This window comes from Mesorhizobium yinganensis (genome assembly GCF_040081985.1).
Classification (GTDB): Bacteria; Pseudomonadota; Alphaproteobacteria; order Rhizobiales; family Rhizobiaceae; genus Kumtagia; species Kumtagia yinganensis.
The window spans coordinates 1-25293 of record NZ_JBEBMH010000042.1 but is presented as its reverse complement, the minus strand read 5'-3'; the positions used below and the strand labels follow the sequence as shown (position 1 = coordinate 25293).

25 protein-coding genes and 1 pseudogene are annotated in these 25293 nt (G+C 65.5%); 12 read left to right on the top strand and 14 right to left on the bottom strand.

Annotation, left to right across the window (positions count from 1 at the left end):
• The first annotated feature begins 5 nt into the window (after window positions 1-5).
• Window positions 6-425, top strand: a complete 420-nt coding sequence (locus ABMA59_RS34045; RefSeq protein ID WP_349009795.1) for a VOC family protein — start codon at window positions 6-8, stop codon at window positions 423-425.
• A gap of 96 nt (window positions 426-521) precedes the next feature.
• Here the strand turns inward: ABMA59_RS34045 and ABMA59_RS34040 are convergent, their stop codons facing one another.
• The 5 genes from ABMA59_RS34040 to ABMA59_RS34020 form a co-directional block, all read right to left on the bottom strand.
• Window positions 522-1523: an ABC transporter ATP-binding protein gene (locus tag ABMA59_RS34040; protein WP_349009794.1), complete on the bottom strand. Its 1002-nt coding sequence runs from the start codon at window positions 1521-1523 to the stop codon at window positions 522-524.
• A gap of 64 nt (window positions 1524-1587) precedes the next feature.
• A complete protein-coding gene (locus ABMA59_RS34035; RefSeq protein WP_349009793.1) occupies window positions 1588-2427 on the bottom strand; it encodes a carbohydrate ABC transporter permease in 840 nt (279 codons plus the stop codon).
• Between the two features lie 10 nt (window positions 2428-2437).
• On the bottom strand, window positions 2438-3370 hold the full coding sequence (locus ABMA59_RS34030; RefSeq protein WP_349009792.1) for a carbohydrate ABC transporter permease: 933 nt from the start codon (window positions 3368-3370) through the stop codon (window positions 2438-2440).
• Between the two features lie 238 nt (window positions 3371-3608).
• Window positions 3609-4868, bottom strand: coding sequence for an ABC transporter substrate-binding protein (locus ABMA59_RS34025; RefSeq protein ID WP_349009791.1), 1260 nt, complete (start codon window positions 4866-4868; stop codon window positions 3609-3611).
• Between the two features lie 25 nt (window positions 4869-4893).
• Window positions 4894-5820 (bottom strand): N-acetylmuramic acid 6-phosphate etherase, encoded by a 927-nt coding sequence (locus tag ABMA59_RS34020; protein WP_349009790.1) that lies wholly within the window; start codon window positions 5818-5820, stop codon window positions 4894-4896.
• A 199-nt stretch (window positions 5821-6019) separates the two neighbouring features.
• Between ABMA59_RS34020 and ABMA59_RS34015 the strand changes: the two genes are divergently transcribed.
• The 4 genes from ABMA59_RS34015 to nagA are packed head-to-tail and all read left to right on the top strand — an operon-like array spanning window position 6020 to window position 9861.
• Window positions 6020-6901: a glucosamine kinase nucleotide-binding domain-containing protein gene (locus tag ABMA59_RS34015; RefSeq protein WP_349009789.1), complete on the top strand. Its 882-nt coding sequence runs from the start codon at window positions 6020-6022 to the stop codon at window positions 6899-6901.
• Window positions 6894-7679 (top strand): GntR family transcriptional regulator, encoded by a 786-nt coding sequence (locus ABMA59_RS34010; protein WP_349009788.1) that lies wholly within the window; start codon window positions 6894-6896, stop codon window positions 7677-7679. Before ABMA59_RS34015 ends, ABMA59_RS34010 begins: the two co-directional genes overlap by 8 nt.
• Window positions 7676-8704, top strand: coding sequence for an SIS domain-containing protein (locus ABMA59_RS34005; RefSeq protein ID WP_349009787.1), 1029 nt, complete (start codon window positions 7676-7678; stop codon window positions 8702-8704). Before ABMA59_RS34010 ends, ABMA59_RS34005 begins: the two co-directional genes overlap by 4 nt.
• Window positions 8701-9861 carry an N-acetylglucosamine-6-phosphate deacetylase gene (gene nagA / locus ABMA59_RS34000; RefSeq protein WP_349009810.1) on the top strand — a complete coding sequence of 387 codons (1161 nt, stop codon included), beginning with the start codon at window positions 8701-8703 and terminating at the stop codon, window positions 9859-9861. Before ABMA59_RS34005 ends, nagA begins: the two co-directional genes overlap by 4 nt.
• 180 nt (window positions 9862-10041) lie before the next feature.
• Here nagA and amaB read toward each other — a convergent pair whose 3' ends face one another.
• Window positions 10042-11553, bottom strand: coding sequence for an L-piperidine-6-carboxylate dehydrogenase (gene amaB, locus ABMA59_RS33995; RefSeq protein ID WP_349009786.1), 1512 nt, complete (start codon window positions 11551-11553; stop codon window positions 10042-10044).
• Between the two features lie 176 nt (window positions 11554-11729).
• On the opposite strand from amaB, the gene ABMA59_RS33990 reads away from it, so the two are divergent.
• Together ABMA59_RS33990 and bchE are read left to right on the top strand one after the other, a co-directional pair.
• Window positions 11730-12605, top strand: coding sequence for a sterol desaturase family protein (locus ABMA59_RS33990; RefSeq protein WP_349009785.1), 876 nt, complete (start codon window positions 11730-11732; stop codon window positions 12603-12605).
• 136 nt (window positions 12606-12741) lie between these two features.
• Window positions 12742-14229, top strand: a pseudogene (gene bchE / locus ABMA59_RS33985) (magnesium-protoporphyrin IX monomethyl ester anaerobic oxidative cyclase); the annotation flags it as partial.
• Window positions 14230-14344: 115 nt separating this feature from the next.
• On the opposite strand, the gene ABMA59_RS33980 reads toward bchE, so the two are convergent.
• The 5 genes from ABMA59_RS33980 to ABMA59_RS33960 all read right to left on the bottom strand — a co-directional run bounded on the left by ABMA59_RS33980 (window position 14345) and on the right by ABMA59_RS33960 (window position 16750).
• The gene (locus ABMA59_RS33980) at window positions 14345-14752 is read right to left on the bottom strand and encodes a hypothetical protein (protein ID WP_349009784.1); all 408 of its coding nucleotides are present in this window, start codon (window positions 14750-14752) and stop codon (window positions 14345-14347) included.
• 67 nt (window positions 14753-14819) lie between these two features.
• The gene (locus tag ABMA59_RS33975; RefSeq protein WP_349009783.1) at window positions 14820-15080 is read right to left on the bottom strand and encodes a DUF2442 domain-containing protein; all 261 of its coding nucleotides are present in this window, start codon (window positions 15078-15080) and stop codon (window positions 14820-14822) included.
• Complete coding sequence (locus ABMA59_RS33970; RefSeq protein WP_349009782.1) at window positions 15064-15306, bottom strand: DUF4160 domain-containing protein; 243 nt, start codon at window positions 15304-15306, stop codon at window positions 15064-15066. The genes ABMA59_RS33975 and ABMA59_RS33970 overlap by 17 nt, the downstream gene beginning before the upstream one ends.
• Window positions 15306-16199, bottom strand: coding sequence for an acetylglutamate kinase (gene argB / locus ABMA59_RS33965; protein ID WP_349009809.1), 894 nt, complete (start codon window positions 16197-16199; stop codon window positions 15306-15308). The genes ABMA59_RS33970 and argB overlap by 1 nt, the downstream gene beginning before the upstream one ends.
• Window positions 16200-16315: 116 nt before the next feature.
• A complete protein-coding gene (locus ABMA59_RS33960; RefSeq protein WP_349009781.1) occupies window positions 16316-16750 on the bottom strand; it encodes an anthrone oxygenase family protein in 435 nt (144 codons plus the stop codon).
• A gap of 235 nt (window positions 16751-16985) precedes the next feature.
• Between ABMA59_RS33960 and ABMA59_RS33955 the strand changes: the two genes are divergently transcribed.
• On the top strand, window positions 16986-17579 hold the full coding sequence (locus ABMA59_RS33955) for a sigma-70 family RNA polymerase sigma factor (protein WP_425476034.1): 594 nt from the start codon (window positions 16986-16988) through the stop codon (window positions 17577-17579).
• Window positions 17576-18295 (top strand): anti-sigma factor, encoded by a 720-nt coding sequence (locus ABMA59_RS33950; protein WP_349009780.1) that lies wholly within the window; start codon window positions 17576-17578, stop codon window positions 18293-18295. Before ABMA59_RS33955 ends, ABMA59_RS33950 begins: the two co-directional genes overlap by 4 nt.
• A gap of 207 nt (window positions 18296-18502) precedes the next feature.
• Here the strand turns inward: ABMA59_RS33950 and ABMA59_RS33945 are convergent, their stop codons facing one another.
• Entirely contained in the window at window positions 18503-19423 is a 921-nt protein-coding gene (locus tag ABMA59_RS33945; RefSeq protein ID WP_349009779.1) for a hypothetical protein, read from the bottom strand.
• Window positions 19424-19837: 414 nt separating this feature from the next.
• Here ABMA59_RS33945 and ABMA59_RS33940 point away from each other — a divergent pair, with 414 nt between their 5' ends.
• The 3 genes from ABMA59_RS33940 to ftsZ all read left to right on the top strand — a co-directional run bounded on the left by ABMA59_RS33940 (window position 19838) and on the right by ftsZ (window position 23477).
• Window positions 19838-20389 carry a fasciclin domain-containing protein gene (locus tag ABMA59_RS33940; protein ID WP_349009778.1) on the top strand — a complete coding sequence of 184 codons (552 nt, stop codon included), beginning with the start codon at window positions 19838-19840 and terminating at the stop codon, window positions 20387-20389.
• A gap of 435 nt (window positions 20390-20824) precedes the next feature.
• Entirely contained in the window at window positions 20825-22099 is a 1275-nt protein-coding gene (locus ABMA59_RS33935) for an MFS transporter (protein ID WP_425476035.1), read from the top strand.
• 385 nt (window positions 22100-22484) lie between these two features.
• A complete protein-coding gene (gene ftsZ, locus ABMA59_RS33930) occupies window positions 22485-23477 on the top strand; it encodes a cell division protein FtsZ (RefSeq protein ID WP_425476033.1) in 993 nt (330 codons plus the stop codon).
• 308 nt (window positions 23478-23785) lie between these two features.
• Here the strand turns inward: ftsZ and dmeF are convergent, their stop codons facing one another.
• The gene (dmeF, locus tag ABMA59_RS33925) at window positions 23786-24742 is read right to left on the bottom strand and encodes a CDF family Co(II)/Ni(II) efflux transporter DmeF (protein ID WP_349009777.1); all 957 of its coding nucleotides are present in this window, start codon (window positions 24740-24742) and stop codon (window positions 23786-23788) included.
• A gap of 9 nt (window positions 24743-24751) precedes the next feature.
• On the bottom strand, window positions 24752-25027 hold the full coding sequence (locus tag ABMA59_RS33920) for a metal/formaldehyde-sensitive transcriptional repressor (protein WP_349009776.1): 276 nt from the start codon (window positions 25025-25027) through the stop codon (window positions 24752-24754).
• Window positions 25028-25293 lie beyond the last annotated feature (266 nt).

Sequence of the window (25293 nt, the reverse complement as noted above, 5' to 3'; positions counted from 1 at the left end):
GTTTGGTGCTGACCTACGTGTACTTCGGCACAAACGCCCTTGAGCGGGCAATATCCTTCTACGATGCCGTGCTGACGCCACTCGGCATGAAGCGCTGCGTCACCAACGACCCCCAATGGGACGTTGTCTCCGCCGGCTGGGGCACCTATGAGGAAAACGGCCTCAACGAACTCGCCTTCTGGATCGGGAAACCCTTCGACGGCGAGAAGGCGACGGTCGGCAACGGCAGCATGATTGCCTTCCGGGCGCGGTCATGGACCGAGGTGGATGCCTTCCACGCCGCGGCGCTTGTCCATGGCGGTGCCGACGAGGGCCCGCCGGGTCTGCGCCAGCACTATGCGCCGGATTTTTATGCGGCTTACGTCCGCGATCCCGACGGCAACAAGGTCGCCGCCGTTTGCCGGGGGATCACGGCGCTGGCATGAGCCGGGGCACAGGGTGGCCAGTGCTTTCGCCGAGGCGACCGCTGCTCCAGAAATTTCTCGCCGAGGGCACATCTGGGACGGCGACAAGACGAACCGTCAGCGCAGGGTCTGACCGTTTGCGTCGAAGCGATAAGTCTTCGCCGGATCGGGCGTTGCGAATAATGTGGCGCCAGGCTCGGCGTTATAGACGCCGAAAATGCGGGCGGTGATTAGTCCGGCCTTTTCGCAGTCGAGGTAAAGGTTGGTGTCGGCGCCGAGATGCTCGGCATGGACGACCGTGCCTTTCCAGGCGCCCGACGAAGTATTGACCGACAGGTGTTCAGGCCGCACCCCGACGGTCTTGGCCTGACTATCGCCCAGCCGCGCTGCGTCCAAAAAATTCATCTTCGGCGAGCCGATGAAGCCGGCGACGAATTCGTTTGCCGGGCTGTTGTAGAGTTCCATCGGCGCGCCGACCTGCTCGATTTTCCCGGCGTTCAGCACCACGATCTTGTCGGCCAGCGTCATCGCCTCGACTTGGTCGTGGGTGACGTAGATCATCGTCGCCTTCAACCGGCGATGCAGTTGCGCGATCTCCAGCCGTGTGTTGACGCGAAGCGCGGCGTCGAGGTTCGACAGCGGCTCGTCAAACAGAAAGAGTTTTGGCTCGCGCACCACGGCGCGGCCGATGGCGACGCGCTGGCGCTGGCCGCCCGACAGTTCCGCCGGGCGGCGCTGCAGATAGGGCTCCAGCGACAGCATGGTCGAGGCGATGCCGATGCGCTTGTCGATCTCCGCCGCGGGCGTCCCCGCCTGCTTGAGGCCGAGCCCCATATTGTCGCGCACGGTCAGGTGCGGATAAAGCGCGTAGGTCTGGAAGACCATGGCGATGCCGCGCTTGGCCGGTGGTGTCGCGACCACGTTGACACCGTCGATCAGCACCTTGCCGGAGGTGGCGTCCTCCAGCCCGGCAATCACGCGCAGCAGGGTCGACTTGCCGCAGCCGGACGGGCCGACGAACACGACGAACTCGCCATCCTCGACCGCGAGGTCGATGCCTTTCAGCACGTCGACCTTGCCGAAGGATTTTCTGACGTTCTCGATGGTCAAAGAGCCCATGGATGGTCCTTGATCGTTGGTGCGACTTCCATCGAAGGCAGCCGCTTCTTGAGGTTGGAAAAGCTCACTTCACCGCTCCCGAAGTGATGCCGCGGATCAGTTGCCGCGAAAAAATGAGGTAGAGGATCAGCACCGGCAGGATGGCGAGCGACAGCGCGGCCAGCACCGCATTCCAGTTGGTGACAAACTGGCCGATGAAGATCTGCGCACCGAGCGTCACCGTCTTGGTGCCTTCGGAGGGCGCCAGGATCAGCGGGAACCAGAGGTCGTTCCAGATCGGGATCATGGTGAACACGGCCACAGTCGCCATGGCCGGGCGCACCAGCGGCAGCACGAGGCGGAAGAAGATGCGATATTCCGACAGCCCGTCGATGCGGCCGGCATTCTTCAGATCGTCGGAGACGGTCTTCATGAATTCCGACAGGATGAAGATGCAGAGCGGCAGGCCCTGCGCCGTGTAGACCAGGATCAGCGCCGTCAGCGTGTTCACCAGGCCGCTCGCCACCATCAATTGCAGGATTGCCACGGTGCCCAGCCGGATCGGGATCATGATGCCGAGCGCTAGATAAAGGCCGGTCAGCGTATTGCCGCGGAACCGGTATTCCGACAGCGCGAAGGCCGCCATCGCGCCGAACAGGATGACGAAGAACAGGGAGCCGATGGTGACGACCAGGCTGTTCTGGAAATACTGGATGAAGTCGCCCTGCGCCATGACGGTGGTGTAGCCGACCGGATCGAAGGTTTCGGGCGTGGGAAACGACAGTGGCGAGCGAAAGATCGCATTGCGCGACTTGAACGAGTTGATGACGATCAGCACCACTGGAAAGAGCGCGATGACCGTGTAGCCGATCAGCACCGCATGGGCGCCGATCGAGCGGGCGGGGGAGGATGTGGCGCGGCTCATCTTGCCCTCCTCAGAACTGGTAGCGGCGGAGCCGCGTCTGGATGGCGAAGAGATAGACGCAGACGCCGGCGAGGATGATGAAGAACATCATCGTGGCGATCGCCGCGCCCATGTTCGGATCGCCGAGTTGGAGTTGGAAGCCGAAGAAGGCGCGGTAGAGGAAGGTACCCAGAATGTCGGTCGAGAAATTGGGGCCGGCCAGCGCGCCCTGCGCCGTATAGATCAGGTCGAAGGCGTTGAAATTGCCGACGAAGGTGAGGATCGAGATGATGCCGATCGACGGCAGGATCAACGGCAGCTTGATCTTCCAGAACTGCGACAGGCCGGTGATGCCGTCGCATTCGGCCGCCTCGATCACCTCGTCGGGGATCGACAGGAGCGCTGCGTAGATCAGCATCATCGGGATGCCGACGAACTGCCAGACGGAGATCAGGCTGAGCGTAGTCAGAGCATACTCTTCCTTGCCCAGCCACGGCGTGAACAGGCTTTTCAGGCCGACGAGGTCGAGCAGGTTGGGTGCCACGCCCCACAGCGGCGAGAGGATCAGCTTCCAGACGAAGCCGACGATGACGAAGGACAGGATCGTGGGGATAAAGATCGCGGTACGGTAGAAGGCGCGGAAGCGCAGTTTCGGGCTGGAGAGCAGCGCCGCGAGCAGCACGCCGATCGGGTTCTGCACCAGCATGTGGATGATGAAGAACCAGCAATTGTTCCACAGCGCGTTCCAGAAATTCACCGACCAGCGCGGGTCGCCGAACAGCATGCGGAAATTGTCGAGCCCGACATAGACGAGCTGCTGGTCGATGCGGCGGAACAGCGAAAGCTGCAGCGTGCCGGCGAGCGGCACGATCATGAAGGCGGTATAGACGAGGAAAGCCGGCGCCAGGAACACAAGAATGTGCCAGCGGATGGGTCTTTTGATTGGCTGGTCGTCCACGGACATTGGCGGCCCCGGTAGAGACGTGGCATGCGATTCACGCAATCTGCTGCCGGCCTTGGGTCACGGCAGGGCGCCGGCAGCGCGGCCGGCTTGCCTTCTCCCCTTGTGGGAGAAGGTGGATCGGCGCGCAGCGCCGAGACGGATATTGGACGAAGCGCTAGGCTGGAACACCCCTCATCCGACCTCGCTTCGCTCGGCCACCTTCTCCCACAAGGGGAGAAGGTAAACCTTTATCGGCGCATCACTTCGCCGGCTTGTACCAGGCGTCGAGGCCCTTCTGAAGCTTTTCGCCCGCCACTTCCGGCGTGTCGGTGCCGTTGATGACGTTGGCGGATTCCACCCAGGTCTCGTTCTCGAGGTTCGGCGTGCCGCGCGACAGGATCTGGTAGGTCGAGCGGATCGTCGGCTTGCACTTCTCGCGCCAGGACACGAATTCCTGCGCCAGCGGGTCGGCCATCTTCACCGGAGTCGAGGACAGGCTGAAGAAGCCCGGCAGCGCGTTGGCGTAGATGTCGGCGAATTCCGGCGAGGCCACCCAGGTCAGGAAGGTCTTGGCCGCATCGGCGTTCGGGCTCTTGGGGTTCATGCCGATCGCGATGTCGGTGTGGTCGGAGATGTAGCAGGTGTCGCCGGCATTGCGGACCGGCGGCGGGAAGGCGCCCATCTTGAACTGCGCCTGCGTGTTGAAGCCGGAGATCTCCCACGAGCCGGCCGGATAGATGGCGGCGCGGCCGAGCGTGAACAGGTTCTGGCTGTCCGGGTAGGTCTGCGCCTCGAAGCCATCGCCGAGATACGGCTTCCACTTGGCGAGCGTCGCGTAGGGCTCGACCCAGTCCTTATCGGTCAGCTTCTGCTCGCCCTTGATCAGCGCGAGCCGGCCTTCCTCGCCCTTCCAGTAGTTCGGGCCGATGTTCTGGTAGCCCATGGTCGCGGCTTCCCAGAGGTCCTTGGTGCCCATGGCGAGCGGGATATAGGTGCCGTCGGCCTTGATCTTGTCGAGTGCCGCGAAGAAGTCGGCCTCGGTCGCCGGGACGGCGATGCCGAGCTTGTCGAAGGCGTCCTTGTTGTAGATGAAGCCGTGGATGACCGAGGCCATCGGCACGCAGAAGGTCGCCTTGCCGTCGTCGGTCTGCCACGCGGACTTGGCGACGTCGGAGAAGTTTTCCATGCCGGGCAGCGCGGTCAGGTCGGCGAGGTGGCCCTTGGTGTAGAGGTCGAGCGAGGCGTCGAAGGGACGGCAGGTGATGAGGTCGCCCGCCGAACCGGCGTCGAGCTTGGCATTCAGCGCGGCGTTGTATTCGGTCGGCGCCGACGGCGCGAACACAACCTTGATCCCGGGGTTCTTGGCCTCGAAGGCGGGGATCAGCTTCTCCTGCCAGATGGCGAGGTCATCGTTGCGCCAGCTCTCGATGGTGAGCGTCTTGTCCTGCGCGAGCGCCGCCCCGGCCGAGCCGAGAACGGTCGAGCCGAGCAGGAGCGCCGTCAAAAGTCTCGTTTGCATGCTTAGTCTCCCTGTTTTGACCTGTTCAGGTTCCATTGTGACGAGAGCTGTCGCTCCCCTCTTCAAGACTGGCCAGTGCCGGCCGCAATTTGTGACCGGTCCCCGCCAGAATTTCGTTCGCGGCGGCGGCATCGCGCGCGCCCGCAGCCAACAGTACCGCGCTTTTCACGGCGCCGCCGCTCTGTTCCAGAAAGCCGGCCGCCTCGTCTTCCGAACAGCCGGCGACGGTCGAGACGATGCGCGCCGCGCGCTTGCGCAGCTTCATGTTGTCGACGCGGAGATTGACCATGTAGCCGTCATGGACGTGGCCGAGATGCACGGCAACCAAGGTCGAAAACATGTTGAGCGCGATCTTCTGCGCCGTGCCGGCGCCCATGCGGGTCGAGCCGGCGACGATTTCGGGCGGGGTGGCGAGCACGATGCCGACATCGGCGCGCGTCACCAGCGGCGTGCCGGCATTGTTGGCGACGCCGACAACCGCGGCGCCGCGCTTCGCCGCCTCTTCCAGCGCGCCGAGCGCATAGGGCGTCGTACCGCTGGCGGAGAGCGCGATGAGGCAGTCGCCGACCGTCAGGCCGTTGTCCGCGACCTCCTTCGCGGCTTGCGCGGCGTCGTCTTCCGGGGCGCCGGGAAGGTCGACGAAGGCGTCCTTGCCGCCGGCGATCAGCACCACGACGCGGTCGGAGGGAATGCCGTAGGTGCCGGGCAATTCCAGTGCGTCGGCAAGCGCCATCAACGCCGAGCTTCCTGCCGCCGCATAGAAGAGCCTGCCGCCGGATTCCAGCTTCCCGGCCGCGAGTTCGGCCGCCTGTGCAATCTCGGCAATGGCGTGCTGGACGCTTTTCGCGGCTTCGACCTGGGCATCGGCCAGCAGGCGCAGGATCGCGGCCGGCGGCTGCAAATCCAGCCCCTTTGCCTTTGCGTTCGCTGTCTCGGTGCCGGCAAGCGCCATCGATTGTCCCTCCACTTCGGGTGACAATACCAAAAAAATACCACTTGTCCAGAGACGTTAACGGATTTTTCGGCAGGCTGAGATACGCGATCGACAAATCGATTAAATTACAAGGATTTGAGGAAATTGCCTCGCTTGTAAAAATTAACGCTTGGATATTGGTATTTTATTGGTATCATAGTGATAGAGGAGCATCCGCGTGGAACTGGTATTGGGCATCGATGGTGGCGGGACGAGCTGCCGGGCGGCGGTCGCCACCGCCGATGGAACCATTCTGGGCCGCGCCAAGAGCGGCGCCGCCAACATCCGCACCGACCTGACCGGCGCCCGCGCCAGCATCGTCGACGCGGCGCGGCTGGCGTTTGCGGAAGCCGGCCTTGACCCCGACCTGATCCCGAAAACACCGGCGCTGCTGGGGCTGGCCGGCAGCAATGTCGGCACCTACCGGCAGCAGCTCGAGGCCGTCCTGCCGTTCAGCCGCAGCGTTGTCGAGAGCGACGCAGCCATTGCCCTGGAGGGAGCGCTGGGCGCCGATGACGGCGCCATCGTCATCCTCGGCACCGGCACCGCCTATATGATGCGGCGCGCCGGCGTCGTGCGCACCGTCGGCGGCTGGGGATTTCTGGTCGGCGACCAGGGCAGCGGCGCGCGCATCGGCCGCGACCTGCTGGAAGAGACGCTGCTCGCCTATGACGGCATCCGGCCTGCCTCGCCGCTGACGAAGGCGCTGCTCGCCGTGTTCCGCGACAATCCGCGCGACGTGGTGGAATTCACCACGACCGCCAAGCCGGGCGATTTCGGCGGGTTCGCGCCGATGGTGTTCGACCATGCCGAGAAGGGCGATGCCGTCGCGCAGTTCATCCTGAAGCGCGCCGTCGCCGACATCGAGGCGTCGCTGGGCGTGCTGGGCTTGAAGGACGGCGAGCCGCTTTGCCTGCTCGGCGGGCTGGCCGCGCTTTACGCAAAACGGCTCTCGCCGGAACACCGGGCGCGGCTGCGCGACCCGTTGCAGGACGCGCTCGGCGGGGCGGTCTCCATGGCCGTTCGCCGGTTCGTCGCGAGCGAGGCGGCGCATGGCTGACCTTGCCGAGCGCATCCAGAGTGCGGTGAGGGAGGCGGGCCAGAGCGGCGCGCCGCTCTACCTGAAGCTCAAGCGCTCGATCGAGGACGCGGTGCAGGCGGGCGTCATCCGTCCGGGAGACGCCCTGCCGTCCGAACGCGACATAGCCGCCAAGGCCGGCATTTCGCGGGTCACCGTGCGCAAGGCGGTGCAGGATCTGGTCAAGGGCGGCATGCTTGTGCAGCGGCACGGCTCCGGAACCTTCGTGGCGCGGCCTGTCGAACGGGTCGAGCAGTCGCTGTCGCTGCTCACCTCCTTCACCGAGGACATGGCGCGGCGCGGCATGACGCTGCGCTCCGAATGGCTGGAGCGCGGCATCTATGCGCCCTCCCCTGACGAGATGATGGTGCTAGGCCTGTCCGCGAAAGAATCGGTGTCGCGCGTCAGCCGGCTGCGCATCGCCGACGGCACGCCGCTGGCGATCGAGCGCGCCTCTCTGTCGACGGCGGCGCTGCCCGACCCCATGGCGGTGGGCTCGTCGCTTTATGCCGCGCTGGAAAAGACCGGCAACAGGCCGGTGCGCGCGGTGCAGCGCATTTCGGCTGCCAATCTCGGCTCGGTCGACGCGCGCCTGCTCGACGTGCCGACGGGTGTGGCCGGGCTTCACATCGAACGGATATCCTATCTGTCGACGGGCAAGGTGGTCGAATTCACACGTTCGATTTATCGCGGCGATACATATGATTTCGTCGCCGAGCTGAGGATCGGCGGAGGCGCCGAGGATGGGGTGAGCCCATGAACGACATGACCCATATGCGACGCGAGGTGGAGGAGATACCGGACGCGGCCGCGCGACTGCTCGACGGCAGCGGCAAGGTGCTGGCCGAGGCCGGCGCTGACATAAGGCGGCGCAATCCGCATTTCGTGGTGACCGTGGCGCGTGGCTCCTCCGACCATGCGGCCTCCTTCCTCAAATACGCGATCGAACTCACCGCCGGCATTCCGGTCGCGTCGGTCGGCCCGTCCATCGCCTCGATCTACGGCGCAAAATTGCGGCTGGCCGGCACGGTCTGCCTGTCGATCTCGCAGTCGGGAAAAAGCCCGGACATCGTCGCCATGTCTAAGCAGGCGAAGGCCGGTGGGGCACTGACGGTGGCGTTGACCAACACCCCGGATTCGCCGCTGGCGAAGTCGGCCGACTATCCGATCGACATTCTTGCGGGACCGGAGCGCAGCGTCGCGGCGACCAAGAGTTTCGTCAATTCGGCGATAGCCGGTCTGTCGCTGATGGCGCATTGCACCGAGGATGACGGGCTGCTGGCCGCGTTGACGCGGCTGCCGGAGCAATTGCATCAGGCGGTGGGCTGCGACTGGATGGAGATCGCGGGCGAGTTGGAGGACGAGCAGTCGCTGTTCATCCTCGGGCGCGGCCCCTCCTATGCCATCGCCAGCGAGGCGGCGCTGAAGTTCAAGGAGACCTGCGGTATGCATGCCGAGGCCTATAGCGCGGCCGAGGTCATGCACGGGCCGCTGGCGCTCGTCGGGCCGGGTTTCCCGGTGCTGGCTCTGGCGGCGCGCGACGCGTCGGAGGCTTCCGTCGCCGAGACGGTGGACGCGCTTGCCGCGAAGGGCGCGGCGGCCTTCGCGACATCGCTGCGCACCGGGCAGGCGCGGAAACTGCCGCATGTGGCCACCGGCCATCCGCTGACAGACCCGCTGCCGCTGATCGTGTCGTTCTACGCTTTCGTCGAAGCCTTCGCGCGCCATCGCGGCCTCAATCCGGACGAGCCGCGCAACCTGCGCAAGGTCACGGAAACCCGCTGATGCAGAGCTTTGCGCTTTCCGCCCCACGCATCTTCGACGGCGTGATCTGGCATCGCGATGCCGCGCTGGTGGTGCGCGGCGACGGCGTCGAGGCTATCGTGCCCAAGGGCGAAATCCCTGCTGGGGTGACAGTCGCCGAGCAGGGGGGACTGCTCGTCCCGGGTTTTGTCGACCTGCAGGTCAATGGCGGCGGCGGCGTGATGCTGAACGACCGGCAGGACGTCGAGGCAATCCGAACGATCTGCGCCGCCCACGCTCCGTTCGGCACGACGGCGCTGCTGCCGACGCTGATCACCGACACGCCGGAAGTCACGGCGCGCGCAGTGGAGGCCGGCGTCGCGGCCCTTGAGGCTGACGTGCCGGGTTTTGCCGGCCTGCATCTGGAGGGCCCGCATCTGTCTCTGGCGCGCAAGGGCGCACATGATCCGAAACTGATCCGGCCGATGCAGGATGCCGACCAGGCATTCCTGATCGAGGCGCGAAAGCGGCTGCCGTCGCTCCTGATCACCGTCGCACCTGAATCGGTTTCGCTGGAGCGGATGAGCGCACTGGCGCAAGCAGGCGTCATCGTCAGCCTCGGCCATTCGGATACGAGCTTCGCCACGGCGATGGCCTCCGCCGCCGCCGGCGCGAGCATGGCAACGCATCTGTTCAACGCCATGAGCCAGATCGGCAACCGCGAGCCGGGACTGGCCGGCGCGGTCATCGACAATGGCAGCCTCTGGGCGGGCCTGATCGCCGACGGCATCCATGTCGACCCGGCGACGATCGGCATCGCGCTGCGGGCCAAGACCGGGCCGGCGAAAATCTTCCTCGTCACCGACGCCATGTCGACGATCGGCACGGACATGACGTCGTTCACGCTGAACGGCCGCACCATCCGCCGCGAGAACGGCAGGCTGACGCTGGCTGACGGAACGCTCGCCGGCGCCGATCTCGACATGATCTCGGCTGTGAGGTTCATGCACCGCAAGATCGGGCTGGAACTCGGCGAGGCACTGCGCATGGCTTCGCTCTATCCGGCGGACGCGATGGGTTTTTCCCGCCATGGCCGCCTGAGGGCGGGTTCGCGCGCCGACATCGTGGCGCTTTCAGACGATCTCGACGTGCGTGGCGTCTGGATCGGCGGCGATCAGGCGTTCTCAGCAGATATGTAGCCGGCTGCCGCGTTCGGAAAGCGGTGTTGTCAGCCGGCTAACGAGGCTTTTGAATCCCTTCCCCCGTCAAGTCTCTGCTCGCCTCGACGTTGCCGCGATAAGCGGCGGGGGAATTGCCCTGGAGTACCGCCGAGCCTGCGCCGAGCACGCGGCGCAAGCCTTGGCGACCAGCGTTCCTGCTCAATCGATGTCGAACGACACGCCCTGTGCCAGCGGCAGCGCCTTCGAATAGTTCACCGTGTTGGTGGCACGGCGCATATAGGCCTTCCAGGCGTCCGAGCCGCTCTCGCGGCCGCCGCCCGTCTCCTTCTCGCCGCCGAACGCGCCGCCGATCTCGGCGCCCGATGTGCCGATGTTGACGTTGGCGATGCCGCAGTCCGAACCTTCCGCCGACAGGAACCGCTCCGACTCCATCAGGTCGCGGGTGAAGATCGAAGACGACAGGCCGGCGCCGACGGCGTTGTGGTCGGCAAGCGCGGCATCGAAGTCGGAATACTTCATCACATAAAGGATCGGCGCGAAGGTTTCTTCGAGCACGGGCCCGCTCTGCTTCGGCATCTCGACCAGCGCCGGGCGGACGTAGTAGGCTTCGGCATGGCCGTTGTCGACGCGGGCGCCGCCGGTGATCTTGCCGCCTGCGGCCTTCGCTGCCTCCAGCGCCTTGCTCATGCCGGAAAAAGCCGCCTTGTCGATCAGCGGGCCGACCAGCGCCGATGTTTCCAGCGGGCTGCCGACCGAGACGCTCTCATAAGCCTTGCGCAGGCGCGGCACGAGCGCGTCGTAGACGCTTTCGTGCACGAACAGGCGGCGCAGCGACGTGCAGCGCTGGCCGGCCGTGCCCATCGCACCGAAGGCGATGGCCCGCAGTGCCATGTCGAGATCGGCCGAGGGGCAGACGATGCCGGCATTGTTGCCGCCGAGTTCCAGGATGGCGCGGGCGAAACGCTTGGCCAGACGCGGGCCTACGTCGCGGCCCATGCGCGTCGAGCCGGTGGCGGAGACCAGCGGCACCTTCGGATGATCGACCAACACTTCGCCGGCGGCGCGGTCGCCGATCAGCACCTTCAGCAGACCTTCCGGCGCGCCGCCGAAGCGGGCAACGGCGCGAGCAAAGATCGCCTCGCAAGCGAGCGCCGTCAGCGGTGTCTTTTCCGACGGCTTCCAGACGACGGAATTGCCGCAGACGAAAGCCAGCGCCGCGTTCCACGACCACACCGCGACCGGGAAGTTGAAGGCGGAAATGACGCCCACGACGCCGAGCGGATGCCAGGTCTCCATCATGCGATGGCCGGGGCGCTCGGTGGCGATGGTCAGGCCGTAGAGTTGGCGGGAAAGCCCGACGGCGAAGTCGCAGATGTCGATCATCTCCTGCACTTCGCCGAGACCCTCGGACGTGATCTTGCCGACTTCGATGGAGACAAGGCGGCCGAGATCGGCCTTGTGGGCGCGCAATTCCTCGCCGAGCAGCCGCACCAGTTCGCCGCGCTTCGGCGCCGGCACGTTGCGCCAGTCGCGAAAGGCTGTGTCCGCAGCGTCGATCGCACTGGCCGTGTCGGCGGTCGAAATGCTCTTCAGCGCCGCAATCTCCTCGCCGGTCACCGGGCTGCGGACGACGAGGTCGCCGCCGGAGAGGCGGTCGGACGCGACGCCCATGCGTCCGAGAAGCTCCTGCGTTTCCTGCCTGACATTCATGATTGGGTTCCTTCCCACCGCTCCCGTGCCGCGAAGGCCGGTCGCTTTGATCTTGATTGTGGCCAATTCGGCCGCGATGGCGGCCTATAGCGCGATTGCCTCGGTCGTTTCCACCGCTTTCGCGGCAGGGAAGCGCAGCGCGCAGTTTTCCGCCAAGTTTGCTGCAGTTGGAAGTTGTGGTAGGCGTCGCATGCTCGCTGAAGACGGGAACCGGCGCGGAATTCATGACTGCCTTCCTCGACCCCTTGCTGACGTTCCTGACCCTGCTCGCGGCGATCTATGGCGTGACGCTGGCGCTGTATTTCCTCTATGGTCTCGGCATCACTTGGCTCAACGGCCGTAATCCGGACAGGCGCATCCAGAAGACGCGCCGTGGCGAGAAGCGCATGGGGGCCGAAATCCGCCAGAGCGCGGTCTCGATCCTCGTCACCTCGACCTCCGTCTCGCTCGGCCTGTTCTCGCAGCATATGGGCTGGGCGCCGACGCCATGGCAACTCACCTGGTGGAATGCGCTGCCGCTGTTCTTTCTGTGCATGGTGATCTCTGACCTGTGGTTCTATGCCGCGCACCGCCTGCTGCACACCAAGCTGTTCTACAGGCATCACGCCTTCCATCATCGCAGCGTTGCGCCGACGGCATGGAGCCATGACTCGATGACGGTGGTGGATACCGCGCTGTCGCAGGCGCATCACACGCTGATGGTCTTCGTCATTCCGTTCCCGCCGCTGATCATCCTCGCCAACCGGGCCTACGACCAGATCAACGGCACCTTCGGTCATGCCGGCTTCGAATATTTCGCCTCGTCGACCGCCCGCTTTCCGTCGCCGATGCTGTGTGTGTTCTTCCACGACCAGCACCATTCGGAATTCCGCTACAATTTTGGAAACTACTTTTCGTTCTGGGACCGCGTCTTCGGAACCATCGCGCCCGACTACGACCGGCGGGTGGCCGCGCTTCAGGTCACGGCGCCGCCCTTGCGCCTGGTCGGAACGACGGCCGCTGCCGGCCATGATGCGGCCCCCTCCACGCAGAGCGACGTGCCCGCCGAGTGAGTTCCGCCGCGCGGGCGCGCGTCCGGCCGCCTCTGCACAATCTTTGCTGACCATCCGCCCGAGCCCGCCTTGTTCCAGCCAATCGCCGGTCCACTTCCCAGCCTAGCCCTATGCCGGGAAAGCTGGAGGCCCGGACATGCAGATCGTTCTCGTCAACCCGCCGCACACGGCGATCGGCAGCCGCATTCCGGACGACCATCTGCCGCCGCTGGGCCTGCTTTGCCTCGGCGGGCCGCTGATCGACGCGGGGCACCGCGTGCGGCTGGTCGACGCCGAATTCGGGCCGATGTCGCTGGATGCGGTCGTGTCGGATGCCTTGAGGGACGGCCCGGATCTCGTGCTGATCGGTCATTCCGGCTCGACCTCCGCGCATCCGACGGCGCTGTCGATAGCAAGGATGCTGAAGTCGGCCGCGCCGGAAACGCTGATCGTCTATGGCGGAGTGTTCCCGACCTATCACTGGCGCGACATCCTCGCGGCGACCGATGCGTTCGACATTCTGGTGCGCGGCGAGGGCGAGGCGACGATCATTGCTCTCGTCGCAGCACTTGCCGGGCGAAAACCGCTGTCCTCGGTCGAGGGCATCGCCTATCGCGACGATCTCGGCCGGCCCTTTGCGACAAGGCCGGCGCGCACCATCGCCAATCTCGACGATTTTCGCGTCGGCTGGGAACTGATCGACCATGCCCGCTACAGCTATTGGGGCGGCAAGCGCGCCGTGGTCATGCAGTTCTCGCGCGGCTGCCCGCACCTCTGCAACTATTGCGGCCAGCGCGGGTTCTGGACGCGCTGGCGGCATCGCGACCCAAAACTGTTGGCGAAGGAGATCGCGCGTCTGCATCGCGAGCACGGGGTCGAACTGATCAACCTCGCCGACGAGAACCCCACCTCGTCGAAGAAGGCGTGGCGCGCCTTTCTCGAGGCGATGATCGCGGAGAACGTGCCGGTGCTGATCGTCGGCTCGACCCGCGCCGACGACATCGTGCGCGACGCCGACATCCTTCACCTCTACCGAAAAGCGGGCGTCATCCGCTGGCTGCTCGGCATGGAGAACACCGACGAACAGACGCTGGCGCTGATCAAAAAGGGCGGCAGTACCCGGTCAGACCGCGAGGCGATAAGGCTGTTGCGCCGGCACGGCATATTGTCGATGGCGACCTGGGTTGTCGGTTTCGAGGACGAAGGGTTTTCCGACCTGTGGCGCGGTTTGCGGCAGCTTCTCGCCTACGACCCCGACCAGATCCAGGCGCTCTACGTGACGCCGCATCGCTGGACGCCGTTCTTCCGCATCGCCCGAGACAGGACCGTTATCCAGACCGATGCGCGGCTCTGGGACTACAAGCACCAGGTGCTGCAGATGAGCCGGCTCAAGCCCTGGATGCTGTTCTTCAGCGTCAAGCTGATCGAGGTGATGGTGCAGTCCAGGCCGAAGGCGCTGGCGCGCATCCTTCTGCACCCCGATCGCGAGCAGCGGCATTCGATGCGCTGGTACACCAAGATGGGCCGGCGCGTCTGGTTTCATGAAGTGTGGGATTTTTTCCTCCGCGACCGGCGCATTGGGAACGGGCCGACGCTCGAAGCCTTTTGGGGGGCGCCGCAGGATGCCGAGGAAGAGTCGATGGTCATGGGATACAAGACGAAGCCCAATACGGGTCATCATGAAGCCGCTAAAAGTCATACGCCCTTAGCGGAGGATGAAACGCTGTCCTCGCGCCGGATGCCGGTTCGGCAAGATAACGTCAAAGTTCCGGCCCCACCGGCACCGCGAAACGCAGCGCCATCGGCCGCCCGGCGATGACGCCGCCAAGACTTTCCGTGATCGGCAGGGGCAGGGTCTTGTCGAGGGCTTGCAGCACCGAGGCGACGAAGGCGCGGTCGAGGTCGTTGCCTCCTTGCAGCTTGGAATAGGTGGCGCGCGGCTTGCCGATCAGCGTTCCGTCGCGGCGGACGGAGAAGGTCAGCGTCAGTTCCTTGCCTTCCGTGCCGGCCGGAGGCGACCAGCAGGCATAGAGCGCCGGCCACAGTTCGGCCAGCGTGTTGATCGGCTCGCGGCTTCCGCAGGCGCGGTCCCGCGCAGGGGCGGTTGCCACGCTGCAAAGCAGGGCTGCGAGTGTGGCTAGGATGAGCGGAACTTTATGACCCGTCATGGCACGAGATCGGCCTGCCGGCGCGGCGTTCGATGAAAAACATCGCGGCGTCTGGTGGCCAGCCGACTTACTCGGCCGCCTGCCTGGAGCGTGGCCGCGTCTGGTCGCCACGCCCTGCCAGCAGCCCTGCGACAGAAATGTCTTCGTCGAGTGCTTCCCAATGGAGTCCGCGCGTACTGATCGTCACCGCTTCGCGCTCGGCGGCTGACGCACGCAGCAGTCTCGGGAACCAGGCGAGAGGAACGCTCAGCATACGGCCATCGGACAGATCGACCCGCATGCTCTCTTGATCGAAACTTACCTTGATCGCCCTAACCGAAGAATTCATGCCAAGCCTGCTCGATCTCGTCGCGACGCCTCACGATGACTTCGGTCAGTTCGCGAAGCGTCTTGGCGCTGAAGCCGTCATTGTAAGCTACCACGACATCCGGCCTAAGCCAAAATTTAGCATCGATGCCATCCTTAAGCACATGGATGTGCGGTGGTTCGCGAGGCTCCCCTTCATTCGAATAGAAGTGGAACCGGAAGCCCTTGTCGCGAAAGACGACCGGCATCACGGCACGATCAGCGTGCCCGCGCCGTGCTCGGTGAAAAGCTCCAGCAGCACCGCGTGCGGCGTCTTGCCGTTCAAAATGACGACGCCCTCGACGCCGCGTTCGATCGCCTCGATGCAGGTCTCGACCTTGGGGATCATGCCGCCGGAGATCGTGCCGTCCTTGATCAGGGCCTTGGCCTCCGCCACCGAAAGCTCGTCGATCAGCTTCTTGTCGCCGTCGAGCACGCCAGGAACGTCGGTCAGGAACAGCAGGCGCTTTGCCTCGAGCGCGCCGGCAATGGCGCCGGCAAAAGTGTCGGCGTTGATGTTGTAGGTATGACCGTCGCGACCGGGGGCGACCGGCGCAAGCACCGGGATCATCTCGGAGCGGGCAAGCAGGTCGAGAAGCGTGCGGTCGACCTCGACGGGTTCGCCGACGAAACCAAGGTCGAGCACACGCTCGATGTTGGAGTCGGGATCGACGACCGTCTTCTTCGCCTTCTCGGCGAACACCATGTTGCCGTCCTTGCCGCAGAGCCCGATCGCCCATTCGCCCTCGGCATTGATCAGCGCCACGATCTCCTTGTTGATCGAGCCGGCCAGCACCATCTCGACGATCTCGACGGTGCGCTGGTCGGTGACGCGCAGTCCGCCCTCGAATTTCGATTCGATGCCCATCTTGCTCAGCATGGCGCCGATCTGCGGGCCGCCGCCATGCACGACGATCGGGTTCACGCCAGATTGTTTCAACAGCGCGATGTCGCGGGCGAAGGCCTGGCCGAGCGCCGCGTTGCCCATGGCATGGCCGCCATATTTCACCACCACCGTCTTGTTCTCGTAGCGCTGCATGTAGGGAAGCGCGCGCGACAGCAAGGCGGCCTGGTTGGCGGCGGTTTCGGCGATGTCCATGATCGTTGTGTCCCCTCGGAATGGCTGCTTCGGCGGGCGTCTTACCGGGAAAGCGGGTGGCGGGCAAATGGCCCGACCGACCTGCTCGCGCGTTCCGGCGCCTGCTTCGGTCGGCCAAGCTAACGCAGCGATGCCAGCAGAAAAATGACGGTCGCAGCGAAGCCGAGCGCCGTGCGCACGGCGTGCAGGCCGGCCCATTTCATCAGCAGCGCGCGGCTCTCCGGCCCGGCCCGCGACGGATCGGTCGCCATGAGCTTCTTGTTGGTCGGCATGATGGCGATCACCGTAAAGGGCCAGTTGGCGACGAGCACGACGGCGCCGGCGAGCCACAGCCAGCCGCCGGTCTGCCACCAGGCGAGGAGGCCGAGCAGGAAGCCGACGATGGCCAGCGAGGCCTGCATGGCGAAGCCTCTGGCGTAGGCGAGTTTCCATTGCCGAATCAGCGAGCGGTCGTCGAGGGCGAGGCGGGCGGGCTGTTCGACGGCGTTGATGTAGACCGCCGCGCCGGCGAAGATGGCGGAGACGATGAGGGCAAGCTGGCCGGCAATCGTCATCGTGCATCCCTGTTCGGAGGTGCCCTTTAGATGGCCCGTCCGCGACTTGCCGGCAAGACCGCCGTGAGGAAATCGGTGCCACCCTTCAGCCGATGATGGGCAGCGTGGAAATCGCTAGGGCACAAATCCGGCGTCACGCGATCAGCGTATGTGCGGGAACAGTTGCCGGCCAGCTTGGCGCGCCGCCGGCCGCATCGTGTTGGCCGCCGGAATTCGTGGTAGTCTGTCGACAGGCATGGAACCGAGGACCTCAGCCTATCCAACCGGCCGTCAGCCCCAGGCAGGGGCGCCGGCGCCGCAGGATATTACAAAACTGATCGTGCGGACCGCGATGAAGGACCGCGCGGCCTTCGACCTTCTCTACCGCCACACCAGCGCGAAACTCTTCGGCGTATGCCTGCGTGTCTTGAACGACCGGGCCGAGGCCGAGGAGGCGTTGCAGGAAGTGTTCGTAAAAATCTGGATGAAGGCCGACCGCTTCGCCATTTCCGACCTGAGCCCGATCTCGTGGCTGGTGGCGGTGGCGCGCAACCACGCGATCGACCGCGTCCGCCAGCGCCGGCAGGCCGCGGCCGACATAGACGAGGCGCTCGACATCGCCGATCCCGCGCCCGACCCCGAAGCCACGCTTGCAGCGGGTGGCGAGGCGCAACGCATCCATTCGTGCCTCGACGAACTGGAGAAGGACCGGGCCGAGGCCGTGCGCGGCGCCTATCTGCGCGGCGAGAGTTATGCCGAACTGGCGGAGCGCTATCGCGTGCCGCTGAACACCATGCGAACCTGGCTGCGCCGCAGCCTGCTGAAATTGAGGGAATGTCTTGAGCGATGAGCATCGCCGGCGACCATAGGCCCGATGAAGGCGGCGACGATCTGCTCGCCGCCGAATTCGTGCTTGGCGTGCTGTCGTCCGACGAGCGCGCCGCGGCGGCGCACCGGATCGAGGCCGAGCCGGATTTTTCGCGGGCGGTCGAGCGCTGGGAAAATCATTTCGCGCCGATGGCTTCGGCCTACGCACCCGTCGAGCCGCCGGCCTTGGTCAAGGCGGCGCTGGACCGGCGGCTGTTTTCGCAACAGGCGGCCGCGGCGGACAAGCCTTCCAGTCTGTGGGCGAGCCTCACTTTCTGGCGCGGTCTGACCGCCGCCGCCGTCGCCGCCCTGCTGCTTGCGGTGGTAGTTCCCTATTTGCGTGCGCCGGTTGGAGAGGCGCAGGGCCAGCTCGTCGCATCGCTTGCCGCCGAGGGCAGCGACGTGCGTTACCTCGCCGTCTACGATCCGGCTTCCGGCGCGGTCGGCCTCAGCCATGTCTCCGGCGACAGGGCCGCCGGAAAGGATTTTCAACTGTGGATGATCGAGGGCTCGAACGCGCCGGTATCGATGGGGGTGATCCCGGTCGGCGCATCCGTCCATCTGCCGGTCGACACCGCCGCCCGCGAAAAACTGGCAGCCGGCTCGAAGCTGGCCATCAGCCTGGAACCGGTTGGCGGCTCGCCGACGGGGCAACCGACCGGGCCGGTGCTTTCCGTCGGCGATCTTTTCCGGCTTTGAAAAGCGCTGGGGATACGGGCTGCCTGCTGCCCCGCCTGGGTTTTCGATTTCGCCCTAAACGGGGTAAATGCCTGGGGACGGTTGCTTTTTCACCCACTCGGTTCTTCGGCTGAGAAGAATCTTTCCTGTACGCAGCCGTCCACGTCGCCCGCGGCGGAAATCCGCGCCGGCTTGATCCTCTGCTTGTCATCTCGCGTAGGCCGCGCGTCATGAGGTGTCGGAGCGGTCGAGGGCGTGGACGGCCAGCGCATGGGCATGGGCCAGGATCTCGTCGACCTCGCGGATCCCGCGGGGATGCGGCGCGCCCGGATCGTAGCGCGACAACCGGCCGCCGGGCGGACGCCCGCGCCGCAGCGGCGAGAGGCGCCGGCCGGAGACGGGTCCGTCCCGGGCGATTGCGGCGTCGCGCCGCGCCTGCCAGCGGGCGAAGCGTTTTGCCTGGCCCGGCAGGTCGTCGAGTGCTGCGGCGAGCGCGGCAAGGCGCTGGCCGAGACGGGCGGCATCGATCGGATCGTCGGAAGATGGCGGTGGCGGCAGCGGGCGATACGGCGCGTTGAAATCGAGGCCCAGGATGCGCGGGGCGGCGTGGGCGGGCACAGGGCGGCGGCGGACGCGGAACGGACGCCGTAGTGGGTCGAGCAGCGACAGCGAGCGGATGCGCGGGGCGGGCTTGGGACGTCTTTTCGGTCGCTTCGGCAGGAAGGCGCGGGGGCCTCGTAGCGTTGCGGGTTTCGGCTTGCGCGGCCGTAGCGGCGGAAGCGTTACCACGATCCCGCGCGCCGCTGCGATGATCAGCCGCCGCGCGGCGGCTTCAGCGGGGCGCAACAGCCGGAGGATGGCGAGGTAGAGATGGCGCGGGAGGGTAAGTGCCGGGGACAGTTTACTTTTTTCCGCCAGAACCTGCCTTGAAGCGGCTGCGCCTTTCCGCGGAAAGAAAGTAAACTGTCCCCCAGCGCCAACGCCACCAGCGCCAACGCCACCAGCGCCAAGGCTCCCGGCGCCAGCGCTCTCATCGCCAACGCCACCAGAACCCGGTCCCCCAGCGCCCATCCCGGCCATGGCGACGAGCATAATGAGGATGCGCTTCAGCGCCTCCCAGTTTTGCTCGATTGCCACAGTCCCGTCCATTGCCATCCATTTCCAGCCAAGCCGGCGGCATTGTCGCTCCGGTCGGGGGTGTGGGGATGAATGCTCCGGAAGTTTCTGGCTTGTCGCGGATGGCTGCCGGCCAAGGCATTGAAAAGACAAGAGAGGGGTTGCGGAAAGCGAAGAATTTTCAAGATGGAACGGATTTTTCCATCCCCGTTTTTCGGAAAGCTGATCAGGCGTTAGCCTTCCGCAGCCGCCCAATTCCGAATGTCCTGAGAGATCGCGGATTCTAATCCTGGCGATGTTGAAACTTTACGCCGCTGCCCCTCGTAGCTGTTCCTCATATGCAGTACGCCGCGCCAAAAAAATCAAAAAAATCTGAAACTTATTGGAAGTGAGCCACGTGTCTCCCGCTGCCCCCGAGAAACGGGAACAAGCCAAGGAGAACCTGAAATGCGCAAGTTCACAGCCCTCGTCGCCGGCGCTCTCGCCCTGTCCGCCGCGACGCTCGCCTATGCTGGCAACCCGATGGTCGGCGGCGCGCCGATGTATGCCGACAAGAACATCGTCGAGAACGCCGTCAACTCCAAGGACCACACCACGCTGGTCGCCGCGGTCAAGGCCGCCGGCCTTGTCGAGACCTTGCAGGGCGGAGGTCCCTTCACGGTGCTCGCTCCCACCAACGAAGCCTTCGCGGCGCTGCCGGCCGGCACGGTCGAGATGCTGCTGAAGCCCGAGAACAAGGACAAGCTGACGAAAATCCTGACCTGCCATGTCGTCGCGGCCAAGGCGATGTCGGGCGATATCATGAAGATGGTCGACGACGACAAGGGCGCGCATCCGGTGAAGACCGTCGGCGGCTGCACCTGGACCGCGAAATACAAGGGCGACAAGATCACGATCGAGGACGAGAACGGCAACGTCGCCAACGTCACGATCGCCAATGTCGAGCAGTCGAACGGCGTCATCCACGTCATCGACAAGGTTTTGCTGCCGAAGATGTGAGACCCCATCCCGGCCTTGCGGCCGGGGCCGGAAACCAGGCCGTCTCAGGCTGTCGGCTGCGCGGACCGTTTCCGGCTTTTCACGTCCGCGCATCGCAAGCGCTCCGCAGCCGGCCGGCTGCGGAGCGTTTTTCATGTCCGGGCCGCACTTGGTGCGGCCGCACCAAAAAACCGGCAAAGACAACATCCCAGGCGACGGCCGTGTTCGCGTCAAGTTCATAATATGCAGGTATATCAAAGTGTTATCAAGAGCTTGCGCGCAGAAGAGGCTGATCTACCTGACGCGGACCTGCGCGGACTGTCGGAACCAGCCAAACCGGCCCCATGTGCCTGACGCGCTTCCGAAAATCCTGCCGACCGACATGACGTGTCCGGCCATGTCGTTTTTGACGCTGCGCGCAGCCGCCGGCCAAGGCATTTTCGAACAATGGGAGACATGGCGGCGGTGGCGGCAGGAGCAAAGATTCCGGACGGGGACAAGCCCGCGCCGATGCTGGCCGTCGCCTCGATCATCCTGTCGATGGCGCTGGTGGCGGTCGGCAACGGGCTGTTGTTCGCCTACATCCCGGTAAAACTCGGCATCGAAGGATACGCGCCGACCTGGGCAGGCTCGATCCTGACCGGCCTGTCGGCGGGCGGGCTCCTGGGCTGCCTTCTGACGGGACCGCTGGTGCGCCGCGTCGGCCATGCGCGCAGCTACCTGCTGTTTTCCGGGCTGATCGTGCTCGCCAACGCGCTGGTCGCGGTGAGGGTCGACGGGCCGGTGTGGATTTTTGCGCGAGCGCTTTACGGCTTCGCCATTTCCGGCCTGTTCATCGTGGCGCAAAGCTGGCTGAACGACGCGGTCGGCAACGCCATACGCGGCCGGGTCATGGCGATCTTCTACGTCGCCTATGTGGTGGGGCTGGGCGCCGGCGCCTTCCTGCTCGGCTTTGCCGACATCGAGAGCCCGGACGCGCCGATCTTCGGCATCATCTTCACGGCCCTGTCGATCCTGCCGGTCGGTCTGACCAATCTGGCGCAGCCGCCCGCGCCGCAGGGCGCGTCGGTGGCGTGGCGAAAGGCCTGGCGCATCTCGCCGGTGGGCATTGCCGGAATGCTGGCGGTCGGCGGCCTGTCGATGATGATCGCCGGTTTCGCGCCGATCCATGCGACGGCCAAGGGCTATTCGCAGAGCCAGGTGGCGACATTGATGTCGGCGATGCCGCTGGGCACGCTGATGTTCCAGTTTCCGCTGGGCTGGATCTCCGACCGCACCGACCGCCGCTACGTGCTGATCGCCGCCGCCCTGCTGGTGGCCGTCATGGGCGTGGTGGCCATCCGTTTCGACGGCGGCGCGCTGCTGACTATCATTCTTATCTATGTGATCTGGAGCGGCGCTTCGGATTCGATCTATTCGCTGTCCAGCGCCCACGGGAACGACCGCGCCAGCAAGGACGATCTGGTGACGCTGTCCAGCACGATGCTGTTCGCCTGGTCGGTGGCGGGTTTTCTGGCGCCGGGGCTCGGCACGGTGCTGACCGCGCTCTACGGCACGCAAAGTTTTATCTATGTGGCGATTGCCATCGCGGCCTGTTTCGCAGGCTTCGTGTTCTGGCGGGTCTTGAAATCCCCGCCCGTGCCGGCGGAGGAAACCGGCAGCTTTGCGCCGATGACCGCGCAGGCGCCGATGGACATGGCATTCTCCTGCGACGACGAGGGGAAAGGCTAGCGACGACCGACAGCCTGGGCCGACGTTGGCGGAGCCGTTCGGCGACAGGGGATGCCGCGCCCGGTTCTCATGTCATCGACTAGGGCAATCGCAAGGAACTACCCCCACCCCTAACTCCTCCCCACAAGGGGGAGGGGGACTTCGCAGCCGTTATGCCGAGCGAAACCAGCGACGATCGGCGTCTGGCGGAGATGCAAGCCAGTCCCCTGCCCCTTGTGGGGAGGGGTTGGGGGGTGAGGGTAATTCCTTCAAGCGATTACCCCATGCGATCGACAGACCGGACTTGCGGTGAGGTTCTCAGTCTGATTCCCTGTGCGCGGTGGGTGTACTCTGATTCGTGGGCTCCTCGCCCGGCTTCCCGGGCGCTGTCAGGGAGGGTATCGCAATGAGCGCCAGGCCGGAAATCGTCGAGATGAGACCCAGGATCACCGTGATCGGGGTCGGTGGCGGCGGCGGCAATGCCGTCAACAACATGATCGCGCAGGGGCTGGAGGGCGCGGAGTTCATCGTCGCCAACACGGATGCGCAGGCGCTCGCCATGTCGAAGGCGTCCCGGCTGATCCAGCTCGGCGCCAATGTCACCGAGGGTCTCGGCGCCGGTTCGCTGCCGGATGTCGGCTGCGCGGCGGCGGAAGAGTCCATCGACGAGATCATGGAGCAACTGGCGGGAACGCATATGTGCTTCGTCACGGCGGGCATGGGCGGCGGCACCGGAACGGGCGCGGCGCCGGTCATAGCGCGGGCCGCCAAGCAGGCGGGCATCCTGACGGTCGGGGTCGTCACCAAGCCGTTCGTCTTCGAGGGCACGCGCCGCACGCGCACCGCCGAGGAGGGCATCGAGCGCCTGCGCGAGAGCGCCGATACGGTCATCGTCATCCCGAACCAGAACCTGTTCCGCATCGCCGACGCCAAGACGACTTTCGCCGAATCCTTCGCCATGGCGGACCGCGTGCTTTATGCCGGCGTCGGCTGCATCACGGACCTGATCGTGAAAGAGGGTCTTATCAACCTCGACTTCGCCGATGTGCGGTCGGTGATGCGCGACATGGGCCGCGCCATGATGGGAACCGGCGAAGCCACCGGCGAAGGCCGCGCGAAGAAGGCGGCGGAAGCGGCCATCGCCAATCCGCTGCTCGACGAAGCGTCGATGGGCGGCGCCAAGGGCGTGCTCGTCTCCATTTCGGGCGGCATGGACATGACGCTGTTCGAAGTCGACGAGGCGGCGACCCGCATCCGCGAGGAAGTCGACTCCGATGCGGACATCATCGTCGGCGCCATCTTCGACGAGGCGCTGGAGGGAAAGTTCAGGGTGTCCGTCGTCGCCACCGGCCTGCGGCGGGGCGCGGACGTCATCCAGTTGGGGCAGAGGACGGCTTAAGCCGTCCGTTTGTCGATCCGCGCGCCTTTCGATTGCGGCGCCGCGGATGCCGATCCGATGCAACCTGCGGTGCGCTATGCTCCCACCGCAAACGACCTATGCGTAAAATACGGTTGCCGGACGGTGGGCGGGGAGATAGGTCAGTGGTGCTGACGATCTACCTCCTCCCAGATCGTCGGCATCGAATACGGCGAACCTCCTCCCTCGCCGTATTTCAAATCAGGCCCGTCGCACCTCCTCCCGCGACGGGCCTTTTTCATGCGGCAAGGCAGGGGGGCCTTGAAACCTCCCCTTGGCCGCGAAACGCTTTACCGGCGTTCCACCGTGACATGCGCGAGTTCGTGGATCGGCTTCAGGCGCGACCGGATCGTCTCGGCGTCGACCGGGCCGGTGACGCTGACGATCGCCGCATGCGCCTCGGGGCCGACCCTCCAGATATGCAGGTCGGTGATCCGCGCGCCGTCGGTCTCGACGTGCTCCCGCACTTCGCTTTCGAGCGCCGGATCGGCGGCGTCGAGCAGCACCGCGGAGCTGTCGCGCACCAGCGTCCACGACCAGCGGGCGATGACGGCCGCTCCGAGGATGCCGATCGCCGGGTCGAGCCAGACCCAGCCGAGATAGCGGCCGGCAAGCAGGGCGCCGATCGCCAGCACCGAAGTCAAGGCGTCCGCGAGGACGTGGAAATAGGCGGATCGGAGATTGTTGTCCTGGCCCGGGCGGGCGCCGTTGTGCCCATGGTGGTGATGGTCGTGGCCGTGGTGGTGATGTCCGTGATGGTCATGGCCGTGATGCTCGTGGGCGTGATGGCCGCCTGACAGAAGCAGCGCGCTGACGACGTTCACCACGAGGCCGATGATCGCGACCACCGTCGCCTGGTCGAAGGCGACCGGGCGCGGCTCGATGAGCCGGCCCGCCGATTCGACGGCGATGCCGACCGCGACCAGCCCGAGGATCAGGGCCGAGGCAAAGCCGGCGAGGTCGCCGACCTTGCCGGTGCCGAAGGTGAAGCGCGGGCTGGTCGCATGGCGCCTCGCATAGGCATAGGCCCCGGCGGCGATCGCCAGCGCGCCGGCATGCGTGGCCATGTGGAAGCCGTCGGCGAGCAGCGCCATCGAGCCGTAGACGGTGCCGGCGACGATTTCGCCCACCATCATCACCGCCGTCAGGCCGACCACCCACAGGGTGCGTCGGGCGTTTTCGTCATGCGAGCGGCCCAGGAACACATGCGAGTGCGACAGGGCGTCGACGGTCGATTGGGTCGCCATGGCGGCCTCCTATCTTGCATAGCGGCGGATGACGGCGAGCAGTTCCTCGGTGCCCGCCGCGCGTTGCGTTTCGTCGAGGCCGGGATGGGCGACATGTTCGCGCAGATGGTCCTCGATGAGTTCGTCCATCAGGCCGTTGATCGCTCCGCGCACCGCGGCGGCCTGCTGCAGCACCGCCGCGCAACCCGCCTCGGTATCCAGCGCGCGCTCGATCGCGGCGACCTGCCCGGCGATGCGCCGGACCCGGCCGATCAGTTGCTGTTTGTTGGATTTGGTGTGGGACATAGTATACCCCTCTATAGTATATTCCTGAGGATCGAAAGGGCGCGGTTCGCCGCAGGGCGGGGGCAGACGGAGCGTACGCCTCCGGCGAGGGCCGCCTTGCGCGAGCATGGCATGGTAGCGAGGCTGCGCTCTTAAGGTCGTCCTTACGAGCGTGGTTAGCAGCACAGCATGAGCCAGATGACGTTATTGACTGGGCCGGAGCGTCGTCGTCGTTGGAGTGAAGAGGATCAGTGCCGGATACTGGCCGCGGCATTGGCGCCTGGATC